Genomic DNA, 14,569 nt, shown 5'->3' with positions numbered 1-14,569 from the left:
GCGCTCGGCCGCGGGGAGCGACCGGCAATTCCTACCAAGATTAGGGAGAAGCCGGGCCCGCCCCTGCACCCTGGTGATACACAACACACTGCGGGTACATTGGACAGTCGTTCACATCTTCACCGGAGGTCCCGATGTGGGAGACCCTGCTTCAGTCGTGGGGATCGCTTCTCGAGCCGTTGCACGATCCCGTGACACTGGCGATACCGGCGTTCCTCCTCTTCCTCGTCCTCGAATGGACGGCGGCCCGCACTCTCGAGCACACCGAGCCCGGTCTCGACGGTCGCGCCCATCCCCCGCGCGGGGGCTACGAGCTGCGCGACGCCCGGGCGAGCCTGTCGATGGGGATCGTCTCCGTGGCGACCAGCGCCGCATGGAAGCTGCTCGCGCTCGTCGGCTACTCGGCGATCTGGGTGTACCTCGCGCCGTGGCACCTGCCCGCGGACGCCTGGTACACCTGGGTGATCCTGCTGCTCGGCGTCGACCTGCTCTGGTACTGGTACCACCGCATGGCGCACCGGGTGCGCCTGGTGTGGGCGACCCATCAGGCACACCACTCCAGCGAGTACTTCAACTTCGCCACCGCACTGCGGCAGAAGTGGAACAACAGCGGTGAGATCGTCATGTGGCTCCCGCTGCCGCTCATCGGCATTCCGCCGTGGATGGTGTTCGTCGGTTTCTCCGTGAACCTCGTCTACCAGTTCTTCGTGCACACCGAGCGGGTCGGCAAGTTGCCGCGCCCCGTCGAGTTCGTGTTCAACACTCCCTCGCACCACCGCGTGCACCACGGATCCGATCCCGAATATCTCGACCGCAACTACGGGGGCATCCTCATCCTGTGGGACCGGATGTTCGGTACATTCCAGGCCGAGACGCACCGCCCCACCTACGGGCTCACCAAACCGATCGGGACGTACAACATCTGGGATCTGCAAACCCACGAGTACCGGGCGATCGCGCGGGACTGGCGCGCGGCGGCCACGTGGCGCGCCAAGCTCGGCTACACGTTCGGGCCGCCCGGATGGGTACCGGCGGAGCCGTCGATCGAGCCGGTCAGTTCCGCTCGAGGGTGATCAGGAAGTCGACGCTGCCCGCGTCGTCCACCGTCACGAAGCCGAGGCTCGGCGGTTCGATTCCGTAGTCCGGCCAGGTGGTGGGGATGCTGCCGGACGCCACGATGTCCTCACCGCTGCGCAGCACCTCGATGTCGACGGTCGCCGGCCGCTCCGCACCGCGCAACGTCAGAGTTCCCGTGGCCCGCACGGTCGCGGTGGTGCCGTCGGTGGGCAGCGACGACAGATCGACGGGCTCGGTCAGCACGAATCCGGCGGTCGGATGGTTCGCGGTGTCCATGACCCGGGTCCGGAACTGCCCGTCGCGCTGCGAGATGTCGGTCGTGATGTCCTCCACCTGCACCACGACCTCACCGGCGGTCAGGGTTTCGTCCTCGATCGTCGCGGAACCGGTCACTTGATCGGTGCTACCCACCACCGTCACGTCGGCGCCGCGCAGGACCTCGTGAACGGTGTAACCGGCTGCGGTGCGGTTCGGTTCCGTTCCGGGCACCACCGTCCAGGTGCCGTCGAGCTCACCGGTCGCGGCCTCGGCTCCCGCCGTGGACACCGAAGCGGCCGGCGCGTCGTCCTCGGCTATGAAGTTTCCGTACACCCACGGCGCGACGAAGAAGCCCAGCAATGCCAAGATCACCACGGCTCCGAGCGAGAACCAGATTTTTCGCATGCGCCGAGAGTATTTGAGGCTCGGATCCGCGGGGTGCCGTCGAGGTGACAGGTTTCAGGATCGGTCCGGCTACCGCGCCTCGGCCGGTCCTGCCTGCGCGGCCACCGCGGTACCCACCCACCGCTGCAGGTAGCGGCGCATCTCGTCGTCGCTCCGCGGCGGGGTACCCGGCGACACGAAGAACGACTGCATGGTCCGCAGAAGATATTCGACGAGCTCCTCGAGCGAGGAGTCGTCGTATCCGTAGCGCTCCCAATCGACGTCGAAACGCTTGATCATCGTCATCCCGAACGCTTGCGCTTCGGTGGAGGTCAGACCGTCGGGGTGCACGGCCGAGTGCGAGCCCGAGAGCAGGATGCCCAGGTGCGGGGTTCGCCGCACCTCCGCGAGCGTGTAGACCACTCCTTCGACGACGGCGTCGACCGGGTCGTCCAGACCCATCACGTGCTGCGTCAGCCGATCGAGGAATCCGGCCACCGATGCGATGGCCGCGGCTCTGATCAGGGCTTCGGCGCTGGGAAAATACCGGTACACCGTCTGGCGGATGACGCCCAGCGATTCGGCCACGTCGGCGATGCCGATCGGCGCCCCGGTGCGTCCGATGAGCTCGACGGCAGCAGCAACAATTCGACGGGACGCCTCGTCGTCACTGTCCGGGGGGCTGCCGCCCCACCCACGTCTTCGTGCCACTGCGCTTCCTCCTGCATGAAGGGCCGACGCTAGCACGCGGCAACGTCCGCGACCTCTCACAGAAATGCTCCGCAAAAGTGATCATACAGACGGAGCGTCGTGTGTATGATTCACGCCACTGGGGCTTCCGCGCGTCCGAAAGGCCGCCGACCCGCCGACTTCCGAATACGAGGTGTCGCACCGTGACCGATCTTCAAGTTCGAAAGATGCGCTTCGCTTTCGAGGACTACGACGTGCCGTTCCTGTGGAACGAAGAAAATCCCGCCTTCTCGAGCATGGCCAACGCCGTCTCGTTCCTCGCGGTCGGCTTCGAGAAGATGATCGTGCAGATGATCGCGCAGACGAAACCGCTGATCACCGATCCTGCTGTCGCCGAGGAAGCCGACGCGTTCACACGCCAGGAGGGCCAGCACTCCACCGCGCATCGCCAGCATGTCCGAGCCCTGATCGCCCGGTATCCGGGCCTGCAGGAAACCCTCGACGACGTGATCCGCGCCTACGACAAGCTCACCGCCGAGACGTCTCTGAAGTACCGCCTGGCCTACACCGCCGATCTCGAAGCGACCTTCACCCCCGTCTTCAAACTGATGCTCGACAACGATTCGACCCTGTTCCGGCCGGGCGACGACCGGGTCGCGTCGCTGTTCATCTGGCACTTCGTCGAAGAAGTCGAGCATCGCAGTTCGGCCCTGATCATCTTCGAATCCGTCGTCGGCAGCGATCTCTACCGGATGCGCGTGGCGCCGTCCGTGTTCAAACACGTCCTCGACGTCATCAGGATCGCATGCGACGGTTTCAACCGGCACGTGCCGATCGAGGAGCGCAAGATCGACGCACTGTCGATGTTCGCCTCGCACCGCCGTAAGCAGAAGCTGCACAAGCTGATTCCGGGCTTGAAGGCCCAGGACCACGGCCCGATGCCGCGCGCATTCGACGATCTCTCACTCGGCGAACAACTCGTCGCTCTGCGGGGCGTCGTCCGCAGTCAGATGCCCCGGCACGATCCCGCACACGAGAATCTTCCCGCGCTGGCCGGGGTGTGGTTCGACCGCTACGACGCCGGCTACGACGTCACCAAGTGGTACACCGCCGAGACCGTCGCATCGCCGGGAGCCAACTGATGTCCGATCTGTGCTCCCCCACCTTCTCCGATCTCGCGGTGCGACTGGGCTTCTCGTGCGAGGAAGCCGGCGGTGTCGTCGAATTCCGCAGTCCGTTCGCGCTCGAGAACTGGACGCTGCCGGTCCTCGAGCTGACCATCGTCGTCGGTGCGGTGCTCGCGCTCGTGTTCGCCGTGCTGCGCTGGCGCCGGAACGGTGATCCCACCAACCTGGCGCTCTGGTTCGGCGCGACCGCGTTCCTGTTCATCATCGAACCGCCCCTGTACTTTCCCGGTGCCTTCGGTATCGAAGAGCACGTGGACACCATGTTCGCGCACAACGTGTTCACCGTGGACTTCATGTGGGGTCGGCTCCCGCTGTACATCGTCGCGATCTATCCGCTGATGGCCACGCTGGCCTTCGAGATCGTCCGGATGCTGGGCGTGTTCCGGAAGTACGGGCTGCTTGTCGGCGCCGCGTCCGTGGGCTTCGTCCATCACGCGTTCTACGAGATCTTCGACCACCTCGGACCGCAGCTGCGGTGGTGGGAGTGGTCGCTGGAGAACCCCGTCAACCAGCCCTTCTTCGACGCGGTGCCGCTCCCGAGTGTCGTCGTGTTCGCTGCGCTGTGGCCGATGTCGCTGGCGCTGTGCGTGCAGTTCTTCGTCGGCCGCCACGCCGACCAGGGCAGGAACTTCGCCGGGCCCGCGCTGGCTTGGCGCACGGTGGTGGTCGGTCTGCTGGCGTCGCTGGGCACCTTCATCCTGCCGCTTCCCGCGACCGTTCTCGGCCTGGCCGGCACACCGGTCCGCGGCATCGTCTACGCACTCGAACTCGTCGTGGTCTCCGTAGTTGCCGTGTGGGCGCTGACCGGCCAGTGGTCGCGGTTGCGACGGGAAGGCCCGGGTCCCGCCCCGCACACGAACGTTTTCGTCCAGCGGTTCAGCGTGATCTACCTGGGTGTGCTGGCCGTGCTGTGGGCGACCGCGTTGCCGGACTACTTCGCCGCCGAAGACGGTGTCACGAGCAACGGCGATCCCATCGGGAACCTCTGGTACACCCTGGCCTGTTTTGCCGTCGCAATCCTCTGCGTGATCGCCACGTACACCGTGCCGCGCGGCACGACGGCCGAGACCGACAAGGTGGAGGAATCCGCCACGACGTAGCTCCACGAGCTCGTTCCCGATCTTTGCGCGGTGAATGGGGATATACGTCGGCAATTCCGGCAGTAAATCTCCGTAGGGCGCGCAAACTTGCGGAGGCCGGGTTTCTGCAGCGGGCCGGTCGGGTATCCCCGCGTACCGGGTACCCGCAGCGAGTAGGTTCCTCGGCACGAGAGGAACGACCATGACTCGAGTCGGTGAAACGCGCAAGGGCGGACTCTTTCGCGTCAAGTCCGTGGAGCAATCCATTCGGGACACCGACGAACCCGACTCGAAACTGCGCAAAGACCTCACCGCGTGGGATCTCATCGTGTTCGGTGTCGCTGTCGTCATCGGCGCCGGCATCTTCACGCTCACGGCCCGCACTGCCGGCAACGTCGCCGGTCCGTCGGTGTCGCTGGCATTCGTCTTCGCGGCGATCGCGTGTGCGCTCGCGGCCCTGTGCTACGCGGAGTTCGCCTCGACCGTGCCCGTCGCCGGTAGCGCCTACACCTATTCGTTCGCGACGTTCGGCGAGTTCGTGGCCTGGATCATCGGCTGGGACCTCATCCTGGAGTTCGCACTTGCCTCTGCGGTGGTCGGCAAAGGCTGGTCGCTCTATCTCGGCGAAGTCATGGGGATCGCCCCGAGTTTCATGATCGGCTCGGTGAAGGTCGACTGGGGCGCGATCCTGATCGTCGTGGTGATCGGTGTGCTGATCGCGACAGGCACGAAACTGTCGTCGCGGGTATCGCTGGTCATCACGTCCATCAAGATCGCGGTGGTGCTGTTCGTGGTCGTCCTCGGCGCCTTCTACATCAAGGCGGAGAACTACTCGCCGTACATTCCTCCGTCGGAAGCCGGAGACACCGGCGAGGGCCTGCATCAGTCGCTGTTCTCGTTCGCCACCGGGGCCGGTGGCAGCACCTTCGGGTGGTACGGACTCCTTGCGGCGGCGAGCCTGGTGTTCTTCGCGTTCATCGGATTCGACGTGGTCGCTACGACCGCGGAGGAAACCCGCAATCCGCAGAAAGCCGTGCCCATCGGCATTCTCGGTTCCCTCGCGATCGTGACGGTGCTGTACGTCGCGGTGAGCCTGGTCCTCACCGGGATGGTGAACTACAAGGACCTCGAGGGCGACGACTCGACACTCGCGACAGCCTTCGCGCTCAACGGCATGGACTGGGCGAAGAATCTCATCTCGATCGGCGCCCTGGCCGGTCTGACGACGGTCGTGATGGTGCTGATGCTGGGGCAGACACGTGTGTTGTTCGCGATGGCCCGCGACGGCCTCATGCCGCGCCGGCTCTCGCACACCGGAAGGCACGGGACCCCGGTACGCACGACCGTCCTCGTGACCGTGGTGGTCGCCGTGCTCGCCGGCCTGATTCCGCTGGGCACGCTCGAAGAGATGGTCAACATCGGCACCCTGTTCGCGTTCGTCCTGGTGTCGCTCGGCGTGATCGTGCTGCGTCGTACCCGGCCGGATCTCGAACGGGGATTCCGCGTGCCGTGGGTACCGCTCGTGCCGATCCTCGCGGTTCTGGCATGCGTGTGGCTGATGGTGAACCTGTCGGTCGAGACATGGCTGCGGTTCGTGGTGTGGATGCTCATCGGCGTGGTCATCTACTTCGCGTACAGCCGGAAACGTTCCGTTCTCACGAGCTCGCCATAAAAAAGTCCCTCACCTGCCTGAACAGGTGAGGGACTCTTGGCGGTGGCGGTGGGATTTGAACCCACGGACGGGGGTTACCCGTCACACGCTTTCGAGGCGTGCTCCTTAGGCCGCTCGGACACGCCACCGCTAAAAGACAATACCGGATCGCGTGCCGGTGTCGAAATCCGCCGGTCAGGACGTCGCATCGGGGGTGCGATGGGTGCGGAAGAATTCCTCGAGGACCCCCGCGCACTCGTCGGCGAGAACGCCACCGCGAACCTGCGGGCGATGAGTGAGCCGACGGTCGCGCACCACGTCCCACAGCGACCCCACCGCGCCGGTCTTCGGCTCCCACGCACCGAACACAATCCGTTCGACGCGGGCAAGCACCGACGCACCGGCGCACATGGTGCACGGCTCCAGCGTCACCGCGAGCGTGGCACCCTCGAGACGCCAGCCGTCCCCGTGCACACGTGCTGCGGCCCGCAGCGCCAGAATCTCGGCGTGCGCCGTCGGGTCTCCCGTCGCCTCTCGAGAATTCGCCGCTCGCGCAAGTTCCGTGCCGTCGGCCGCGAACACCACCGCGCCCACCGGAACGTCTCCGGCGGGCGCCGCACTCGCCACCTCCAGCGCGACCCGGATGAGCTTCTCGTCGTCGCGCAGCGTCATCTAACGCAGTTTGTCCAGCGTCGCGCTCCACACATCCTCGAACCCGAGGCGCTGTGCGATCTCCTCGAGCTGCTCGTCCGGATACAGATCGGTCTCGGACAAGATCACCGACAACACCGGTTCCGGCAGCCCCATGTCCGACAGGATGCCGAGATCGCCCTCTTCCCAGGGCTCCACGTCGTCCAGCTCGTCCGGGTCGATGTCGGGGATCTCGACGTTCAGCGCATCGAGTACGTCCGCAGCGATGTCGTAGTCCACAGCCATCGTGGCGTCCGAGAGCAACAATTGGGTGCCCGCCGGAGCCGGCCGCACGATGATGAAGAATTCGTCGTCGACGTCGAGCAAGCCGAACACAGCACCGGAGCTACGCAACTCGCGCAGTTCCGTCACCGCCGCGTCCAAACTCGTCAACGCAGCCGCCGTCAGTGCACGGCACTTCCAGCGACCCTCCTCCCGTGTCACGGCGACGGCGAACCCGTCGATGTCGTCTGCCTCGGTCGAACTCACGGAAGGGCTCTTGTTCCCTACACGCTGTGCTGCCATGCGCGCAACGGTAGTCTGCCGCGTCCCCTGAATGAAGTCCACCGGTGAATATGCCAACCTGATGCTGTGTCCACAGCAGCCTCCGCCCCACCCGTCTGCGTCCTCGGCCTCGGTCTGATCGGCGGATCCGTCCTGCGTGCCGCGGTCGCGACCGGCCGCTCGGCCTGGGGCTACAACCGATCGCCGCAGGTTGTCGGCGCAGCAGTCGCGGACGGTTTCGACGCCTCCACCGACCTGACGGCGGCACTGACACGCGCCGCGGACACCGACGCCCTCGTCGTCGTCGCGGTGCCCATGCCTGCCGTCGACACCGTCCTTGCCGCAGTCGCCGAGCACGCACCGCACGTCGCCCTGACCGACGTGGTCAGCGTCAAGAAGGAAGTTGCGGCGGTGGTCACTGCGCACGGTCTCTCCGCGCGTTTCGTCGGCGGTCATCCGATGGCCGGCACCGCCGAATCCGGATGGTCCGCGGGTACGGCAGAGCTGTTCCGCGACGCCGTGTGGGTCGTCACCGTCGACGACGGCACCGACCCCGGCGTGTGGCAGCAGGTCGCCGACCTCGCCCTCGACTGCGGCTCCGTGGTCGTGCCCGCCGAGTCGGGTGAGCACGATGCCGCCGTCGCACGGATTTCCCACCTGCCGCACGTACTCGCCGAAGCCCTTGCACTGTCCGGGGCCGCAGGCGGCGACCTCGCCCTCGGGCTGGCCGCAGGATCGTTCCGCGACGGCACCCGCGTCGCCGCGACCGCTCCGGCGCTGGTCGATGCCATGTGCGAGGGAAATGCGACGGCTCTGCTCGCAACCCTCGACGAAACATTGGAGGTGCTGCGAATCGCCCGCGACCAGCTCGCCGACGGCAGCACACGTGATCTCACACGCGCCGGTCACAAAGCACGGCGACGCTACGAGCAGCGGGAGCGCCGGCCGATCACCGGCATAGCCCCCGGTGACGAGGGTTGGATCGAACGACTCCGCGATGCCGGTCGCCGGGGACAGGTGTGGACGCGATGAACCTGCGCGATACCGCGTCGGCCCTCGCCGCCGGGAAGACCACCTCCACCGATCACATCCGGAAGGTGCTGTCCGATCTCGACGCTCTCGACGGCACCGCATGGTCGAACATCGTCGCCGCCCGCGACGATCACGCCGCCCTCGAGGCCGCGGCACGTGCCGACGCGGAAATCGCCGCGGGCAATTGGATCGGCCCCCTGCACGGGGTCGCGGTGGCCGTCAAGGACAACATCGACGTCGCAGGATTGCCCACGCGCTGCGGCAGCAACGTCCTCGCCGACGCCCCGCCCGCCGGCCGCGACGCCCGCATCGTCGAGAAGCTGCGCGAAGCCGGTGCGATCGTCGTCGCCAAGACTCACCTGCACGAGTTCGCGTACGGTCCCACCGGGCTGATCAATGCGGCCGGTCCTGCCGCTCACCCCCATGATCCGACGCTGATCAGCGGTGGGTCGTCGTCCGGCTCGGCGGTAGTTGTGGCCAAAGGGATCGTGCCCGTCGCGCTCGGCACCGACACCGGCTGCAGCGTGCGCACCCCGGCCGCGCTGTGCGGCATCGCGGGATTCAAACCGAGTCGCCGGGCACTGCCGCGCGACGGCGTGTTCCCGCTGTCCACCACGTTCGACCACGTCGGACTGCTCACCGCCGACAGCCTCGACGCCGGACTCGCGTGGGGCGCGCTGCCCGGTGTCGCACACCTCCGCACCCCCGTGTCGGGCCTTCGGGTCGGACGACTGCGCGGCGGCATCTGGGACATCACCGACCCCGACTTCGACTCCGCCCTCGACACGGCCTGCCGGACCCTCGCCGACCTGGGGGCGGAAGTGGTGGACGTGACGCTTCCGGAGACCGACGACATGCTCGGCGTTTATCCCGTGGTGACCGGTTCGGAGGCCTACGAGACACACCAGCGCTGGTTCGAGGCAGATCCGGACCGATACCAGCCGGCGACCGCAGCGTTGCTCGAGGCGCAACGTGACCGGCGGGCCTCCGAGTACCTACGGGCGGCCCGGACCGCGCAGAAGCTGGCGCACGAGGCACTGCACCGCCTGCGCCGGATCGAGAAGCTGGACGCACTGATCACCGTGACCACCGGCCTGCGCTCCGCATCGATGGACGCCGACCCGGTCGACCTGCGCGGCCCACTCCTGCAGTGGTGCATCCCCTTCAGCGTGCTCGGGGTACCCGCCCTGTCGGTCCCCGCGCCCGGCGGCGGCCCGACACCGATCGGGTTGCAGATCATCGGGCTGACCACCGGCACCGACGGTCACGGCAGCCACCCATCCGAATCGGCGGCACTGGCAGTTGCGCTCGCGGTCGAGGAGACCGGAGAAAACTAGACGCGCTCCGTGAGTCCCCGGTAGGTCATGACGAAACCGTCCTCGTCGACCGTCACCGTCGACGACGACACCGGCGACAGGACATGGATTCCGTCGGCGGCACTGCTGTAGACGACGGTTGCCTCCTGCACGCCGAGATCGACCAGGTTCACGTACACCACCGGAACCTCGAGCTCGTCGGCGCCCGACTGCAGCCCGTACCGCCTGATCGGCAGCGCGTTGAAGAACGGACTGAGGATCACGTCGACGTCCAGGGCACCTCCGAACGGCGACCGCTGATGATGCGTGCCGTTGTCGACCATCCAGATGCCCTCTTCGGACCGCGTGATCGACATATGTCGCTCACCCGACGCCACCGTCGTGCGCACCGACAATCTGCGGGTGACACCGTTCTCGTCGGTCACCATGTCGTACGACGCGCTGAACGCGGGATGCTCGGAGCACTCGGCTCCGACAATGCGACCGGCGGCTTTGATCCGCCGACCACTCAGCTGCACACGCACGGATTCCATGCGGGGGACGTTGGTCGCCCGCCAGGTCAGAAGGGCAGGCCAGGTCGACGCTGGACTCGCCGCAGCGCGCGCGGCATCAGGGGCTGGGATGCTCACGGTCTATACCGTAAGGGACAACCGGCTCACGGGTAGCAGCGGCACCTCTATTTACCACATCGCTACACCGTGTCCGTCAGTGGTTCGCGCCGTGCGATCTGCCGCAAACGCTGGGAGAAGACCGAAAGCGCCGCAGCTCCGATCACCACATTGATCAGCGCACCGAATTCCTGCACCGCGAACTCGATGACATCGACGAAGAACACCGTGATCAGCGCGGCGCTGTGGAGAAGGCGTAGCGCCCACCGTCGCCCGTGCCGCAACCCCGCTGTGCCCGCCACGCACAGCACCGTGGTCGCCGCCGACGCGACGAACTGAAGGAGCGTGGTCGTGTCCCCACGATCCTCGGCCAGATCGTCGCGCAGCGTCACCGCAGCATGGACGAACATGCCTGCCGAGAAGACAGTGAGCAGCACAGCCGCCACCCAGCCGCTGCGGACTCCGCGGAACGTGTCGCGCAGACGAAGGACGATTGGCAGGTTCGAGATCGACGACGGGGCAGTGACGACACCGCACTGCCCGACCAGGCCCTCGATCCGGTCGACCACTGCATGATCGGCCCCGTCCGCGGCGCCGCCTCGAGTTGGGCCATCGCCTGATCTCGCGACGTCGGCGTGAGTCCGTGCACCAACCCCTCCACTACCGTGGCCGCGGCATTTGCCACATTCTCCTCGGGCGTCGGACGCCGGGCCGCGTGTACAGCCCGATTGGCCACCAGGACCAGCACCACGACCACATACATGATGGCGACCGAGGGACGGTAGAAGTAGTCGTTGGTCTTCGTCACGAACTTGCCGACCTCGTCGAGGAACAAGCCGAATCCGATTCCCCCGACGAGCACCGCGATCCGGTGTGGAGCGCGACCGAGAAACGACAGCAACACGACCAGGGCGGCCACCATCAGGAGACCGCCCCACAGCACGTGTGCGATATGGCAGCGGAGCAATGACCAGAACCTGTGGATCCCGGGAGGGCGCGCCTTCCCGGAAGATGATCGACGAAGTCACAGGATTCTGATCAAGACCAGCGTTGGCGCGCTGGCGGGAAGGCACGCCCGTGCTCACGGTAGTACACGAAGGCCAGGACCCGAACGAGTCCGGCGACGAGGCCGGTTCGGGGCGCTCGTTGCTCGACGAGATCGTCCGCGACGGTGCCCGGCAGATGCTCGCCGCAGCCCTGCAGGCCGAAGTCGCCGACTACATCTGCCGGCACGCCGGTGAGATCGACGAGGACGGCCACCGCCTGGTGGTCCGCAACGGGTATCACGCGCAGCGCGAGGTGATGACCGCCGCGGGTGCGGTGACGGTGAAGGCCCCGCGCGTCAACGACAAGCGCATCGATCCCGAGACGGGCCAGCGTAAGAGGTTCTCGTCGGCGATCCTGCCGGCGTGGGCCCGCAAGTCCACCCAGGTCTCCGAGGTGCTGCCACTGCTGTACCTGCACGGGCTGTCGACCAGCGACTTCGGGCCGGCGCTCGAGCAGTTCCTCGGCAGCGGCGCCGGCTTGTCGCCTGCCTCGATCACCCGGCTGACCGCGCAATGGCAGGACGAGGCGAAAGCCTTCGGACAGCGAGATCTCTCGCAGGTCGACTACGTGTATCTGTGGGTCGACGGCATCCACCTGAAGGTTCGTCTCGAGCAGGAGAAACTGTGCCTGCTGGTGATGCTCGGGGTGCGGGCGGACGGCCGCAAGGAACTCGTCGCGCTCACCGACGGCTACCGCGAGTCCACCGACTCCTGGGCGGACCTGCTGCGGGACTGCCGCCGGAGGGGAATGCGTGCGCCGGTGCTCGCGGTCGGGGACGGGGCTTTGGGATTCTGGCGGGCGCTGCGGGAGGTGTTCCCCGAGACCCGCGAACAACGCTGCTGGTTTCACAAACAAGCCAATGTTCTTGCTGCACTCCCGAAGTCCGCGCATCCGGGGGCGTTGGCGGCGATGAAGGAAATCATCGGAGCCGAGGACCTCGACAAGGCACAGGTGGCGATCGCGGCGTTCGAACGGGACTACGGCGCGAAGTATCCGAAGGCGGTCGCAAAGATCGTCGACGACGCCGATGTGCTGCTCGAGTACTTCCGGTATCCCGCCGAGCACTGGGTGCATCTACGCACGACGAATCCGATCGAATCTACCTTCGCGACAGTGCGTTTGAGGACCAGAGTGACGAAGGGGCCGGGATCGCGAGCAGCCGGCATGGCGATGGCCTACAAGCTGATCGAAGCGGCCCAGTCGCGGTGGCGGGCCGTCAACGCCCCGCAGTTGGTCGCTCTGGTGCGGGCCGGCGCGGTTTTCCACAAGGGCAAGCTCCTCGAGCGGCCGGTCGACATCACCCCGGAACCTTCGCCCGACACCCCAGTGTCCGAGGTCGCCTGACGACTCCCAATCCACAGGATTTGACTATTACTCTATGCAGCGTCGACCCGCCGACTTGGGGATAGCCCGTCAGGTGCAGATAGAGACGAGTCACCAAGATGGTGGCCACTGCGACGATGATCAAGGTCTCGACCCGCGCCGACGCGGTCGAATCGCGCAGGAGCCGAAATCCGGGCCGAGCCGCCACGGCACTCATGACACGGGAGCCTAGCTGGGACGACACGCCGGAAAGCACACTCGACAGGATCGATGGTGACGGCGCAGGCAAGCTCGGCTCACCCGTGCCGAATTAGCCTAGAGTCGCTACATGCGCACCGTGTGGACAGTTCCTCCGAACATCGCTCAGACCTTGCTGGAGTCTCCTGAGATCCAGATGTTCTTGACCAGCAACGAGCTGCCCGACACCGCCGACGACCCGCGCCAACGTCTCGCCGAGTTCACCCATGCCCTGGGCGAACTCGCACGCAACATCGGTCGCACCTTCGGTTCCGTCGACGCCGCCAACCGCGAACTGTTCGGCGGTTCCGCCGGCAAAGTCCCCGTGTCGCTGCGGCTGACCGTGCTGCGGGCACTCGTCACCCAAGTCGACGATCGCGCCCCCACACCCCAACCTCTACCCGAGCCCGTCGTCGAACAACTGGGGGCGTACGTCTACGCACTCGTCGATCCACGCGACCGCAGCATTCTGTACGTGGGCACCGGTCGCGCCAACAGGATCTTCACCCTCGTGTGGACCGCGCTCGGGGAGACACAGAAACTCGCCGACGCCGGCGAAAAAGCGCCGCCGGGAACCCCGGAAACCGAAGGCGCCCTGCGCCGTATCCGAGCGGTGTACAGCTCCGGGTACTCCGTCGAGCACTTCGTTGTCGCCGACGCACTGCACCCGGCGACCGATCCCGAGCACACCGCCGACGCGACCGCTCAAGCGGTGATCGCCGCCCTGGCGCTGCTCGAACCGCACCGCGGCGAGTACGTGCTCACCAATCTCGCCGGAGCCACCGAAGATTCGGAAGCGGACCGGACCGCAGTTCCGATCGCGGAGCTCGTACGCCAGTACTCCGCCCAGGCCGCCCCCGAACTGCCCACGCCGTGTGTCGTCCTGCGGATCAACGAGGCGAAGTCTGCATCACCTGGAGCCGTGCGCGATCTCGCATCCCGCGGGTGGCCGGCCGGTACTGCCGCACGCGGCATCGACGGTCTGCCGATCATCGTCGTCGCCGACAACATCGTGCGCGGTGCATATCGCGCGACCGGATGGGAAGCCGCGTCCCGCACAGAGGAGAACGGCGGCACTATCCTCTACCGGTTCGTGGGTGAGGCGGACGACGACCTCGAGAAGCAGTTCGTCGATACACGCCTGACGCCGGATCGGCTGGGTCTCAAGCGCTGGCCGTCGCACGGCTGGGCTCCGCGACTCACCCGGGCATTGCCGCGACCGGTCGCCCGTCCCAAGGCGCCCCGTCCGTAACGTGTTCGCCCCCCGGTCGCATTCGCGGCCGGGGGTGTATCTCATCCCGACCGCACGTGCCCGGAAATGCCGATGGCCCCCAACACATTTGCATGTGTTGGGGGCCATCGGTAACGGGTGTTCGGCGGTGTCCTACTCTCCCACACCCTGTCGAGTGCAGTACCATCGGCGCAGACAGGCTTAGCTTCCGGGTTCGGAATGGGACCGGGCGTTTCCCTGTCGCTGTGACCGCCG

General features: G+C 66.6%; 15 protein-coding genes, 1 tRNA gene and 1 rRNA gene. 8 read left to right on the top strand and 9 right to left on the bottom strand.

Annotation, left to right across the window (positions count from 1 at the left end):
- Positions 1–134: 134 nt before the first annotated feature.
- Complete coding sequence (locus Q8814_RS05960) at positions 135–1,073, top strand: sterol desaturase family protein (protein WP_330151098.1); 939 nt, start codon at positions 135–137, stop codon at positions 1,071–1,073.
- Here the strand turns inward: Q8814_RS05960 and Q8814_RS05955 are convergent.
- A complete protein-coding gene (locus tag Q8814_RS05955) occupies positions 1,054–1,740 on the bottom strand; it encodes a YceI family protein (protein WP_330151097.1) in 687 nt (228 codons plus the stop codon). The genes Q8814_RS05960 and Q8814_RS05955 overlap by 20 nt on opposite strands.
- Positions 1,741–1,809: 69 nt before the next feature.
- Entirely contained in the window at positions 1,810–2,430 is a 621-nt protein-coding gene (locus Q8814_RS05950; RefSeq protein WP_330151096.1) for a TetR/AcrR family transcriptional regulator, read from the bottom strand.
- 182 nt (positions 2,431–2,612) lie between these two features.
- On the opposite strand from Q8814_RS05950, the gene Q8814_RS05945 reads away from it, so the two are divergent.
- The 3 genes from Q8814_RS05945 (at position 2,613) to Q8814_RS05935 (ending at position 6,347) form a co-directional block, all read left to right on the top strand.
- Positions 2,613–3,551, top strand: a complete 939-nt coding sequence (locus Q8814_RS05945; protein WP_330151095.1) for a metal-dependent hydrolase — start codon at positions 2,613–2,615, stop codon at positions 3,549–3,551.
- A complete protein-coding gene (locus tag Q8814_RS05940; RefSeq protein ID WP_330151094.1) occupies positions 3,551–4,696 on the top strand; it encodes a hypothetical protein in 1,146 nt (381 codons plus the stop codon). The genes Q8814_RS05945 and Q8814_RS05940 overlap by 1 nt, the downstream gene beginning before the upstream one ends.
- A 181-nt stretch (positions 4,697–4,877) precedes the next feature.
- Positions 4,878–6,347, top strand: a complete 1,470-nt coding sequence (locus Q8814_RS05935; protein WP_330151093.1) for an amino acid permease — start codon at positions 4,878–4,880, stop codon at positions 6,345–6,347.
- Between the two features lie 37 nt (positions 6,348–6,384).
- Here Q8814_RS05935 and Q8814_RS05930 read toward each other — a convergent pair.
- From Q8814_RS05930 to Q8814_RS05920, 3 genes are all read right to left on the bottom strand, one after another.
- Positions 6,385–6,475, bottom strand: a tRNA-Ser gene (locus Q8814_RS05930).
- Positions 6,476–6,521: 46 nt separating this feature from the next.
- Entirely contained in the window at positions 6,522–6,998 is a 477-nt protein-coding gene (locus tag Q8814_RS05925; protein ID WP_330151092.1) for a nucleoside deaminase, read from the bottom strand.
- A complete protein-coding gene (locus Q8814_RS05920; protein ID WP_330151091.1) occupies positions 6,999–7,541 on the bottom strand; it encodes a tRNA adenosine deaminase-associated protein in 543 nt (180 codons plus the stop codon).
- A 66-nt stretch (positions 7,542–7,607) separates the two neighbouring features.
- Between Q8814_RS05920 and Q8814_RS05915 the strand changes: the two genes are divergently transcribed.
- Both Q8814_RS05915 and Q8814_RS05910 read left to right on the top strand, forming a co-directional pair.
- Positions 7,608–8,552, top strand: coding sequence for a prephenate dehydrogenase (locus Q8814_RS05915; protein WP_330151090.1), 945 nt, complete (start codon positions 7,608–7,610; stop codon positions 8,550–8,552).
- A complete protein-coding gene (locus tag Q8814_RS05910) occupies positions 8,540–9,889 on the top strand; it encodes an amidase (protein WP_330151089.1) in 1,350 nt (449 codons plus the stop codon). Before Q8814_RS05915 ends, Q8814_RS05910 begins: the two co-directional genes overlap by 13 nt.
- Here the strand turns inward: Q8814_RS05910 and Q8814_RS05905 are convergent.
- The 3 genes from Q8814_RS05905 to Q8814_RS05895 form a co-directional block, all read right to left on the bottom strand.
- Complete coding sequence (locus Q8814_RS05905) at positions 9,886–10,497, bottom strand: putative glycolipid-binding domain-containing protein (RefSeq protein WP_408015841.1); 612 nt, start codon at positions 10,495–10,497, stop codon at positions 9,886–9,888. The genes Q8814_RS05910 and Q8814_RS05905 overlap by 4 nt on opposite strands.
- Positions 10,498–10,559: 62 nt before the next feature.
- Complete coding sequence (locus Q8814_RS05900; protein WP_330151088.1) at positions 10,560–10,886, bottom strand: hypothetical protein; 327 nt, start codon at positions 10,884–10,886, stop codon at positions 10,560–10,562.
- Entirely contained in the window at positions 10,865–11,443 is a 579-nt protein-coding gene (locus Q8814_RS05895; RefSeq protein WP_330151087.1) for a hypothetical protein, read from the bottom strand. The genes Q8814_RS05900 and Q8814_RS05895 overlap by 22 nt, the downstream gene beginning before the upstream one ends.
- Before the next feature lie 110 nt (positions 11,444–11,553).
- On the opposite strand from Q8814_RS05895, the gene Q8814_RS05890 reads away from it, so the two are divergent.
- Entirely contained in the window at positions 11,554–12,867 is a 1,314-nt protein-coding gene (locus tag Q8814_RS05890; protein WP_330151086.1) for an IS256 family transposase, read from the top strand.
- 307 nt (positions 12,868–13,174) lie between these two features.
- Positions 13,175–14,335 carry a GIY-YIG nuclease family protein gene (locus tag Q8814_RS05885; RefSeq protein WP_330151085.1) on the top strand — a complete coding sequence of 387 codons (1,161 nt, stop codon included), beginning with the start codon at positions 13,175–13,177 and terminating at the stop codon, positions 14,333–14,335.
- Between the two features lie 119 nt (positions 14,336–14,454).
- On the opposite strand, the gene rrf is transcribed toward Q8814_RS05885, so the two are convergent.
- Positions 14,455–14,569, bottom strand: a 5S ribosomal RNA gene (gene rrf / locus Q8814_RS05880); the annotation flags it as partial.

The sequence above is a fragment of the Rhodococcus chondri genome (genome assembly GCF_036327435.1).
Taxonomy (GTDB): Bacteria; Actinomycetota; Actinomycetes; order Mycobacteriales; family Mycobacteriaceae; genus Rhodococcus; species Rhodococcus chondri.
This window is presented reverse-complemented; position numbering and strand designations above follow the sequence as displayed.

Bases quoted from the DNA above. Each gene is read 5' to 3' on its own strand.
- Q8814_RS05960 (WP_330151098.1), top strand. From the start codon at position 135: ATGTGGGAGACCCTGCTTCAGTCGTGGGGATCGCTTCTCGAGCCGTTG.
- Q8814_RS05955 (WP_330151097.1), bottom strand. From the start codon at position 1,740: ATGCGAAAAATCTGGTTCTCGCTCGGAGCCGTGGTGATCTTGGCATTG.
- Q8814_RS05940 (WP_330151094.1), top strand. From the start codon at position 3,551: ATGTCCGATCTGTGCTCCCCCACCTTCTCCGATCTCGCGGTGCGACTG.
- Q8814_RS05935 (WP_330151093.1), top strand. From the start codon at position 4,878: ATGACTCGAGTCGGTGAAACGCGCAAGGGCGGACTCTTTCGCGTCAAG.
- Q8814_RS05925 (WP_330151092.1), bottom strand. From the start codon at position 6,998: ATGACGCTGCGCGACGACGAGAAGCTCATCCGGGTCGCGCTGGAGGTG.
- Q8814_RS05920 (WP_330151091.1), bottom strand. From the start codon at position 7,541: ATGGCAGCACAGCGTGTAGGGAACAAGAGCCCTTCCGTGAGTTCGACC.
- Q8814_RS05900 (WP_330151088.1), bottom strand. From the start codon at position 10,886: ATGTTCGTCCATGCTGCGGTGACGCTGCGCGACGATCTGGCCGAGGAT.
- Q8814_RS05885 (WP_330151085.1), top strand. From the start codon at position 13,175: ATGCGCACCGTGTGGACAGTTCCTCCGAACATCGCTCAGACCTTGCTG.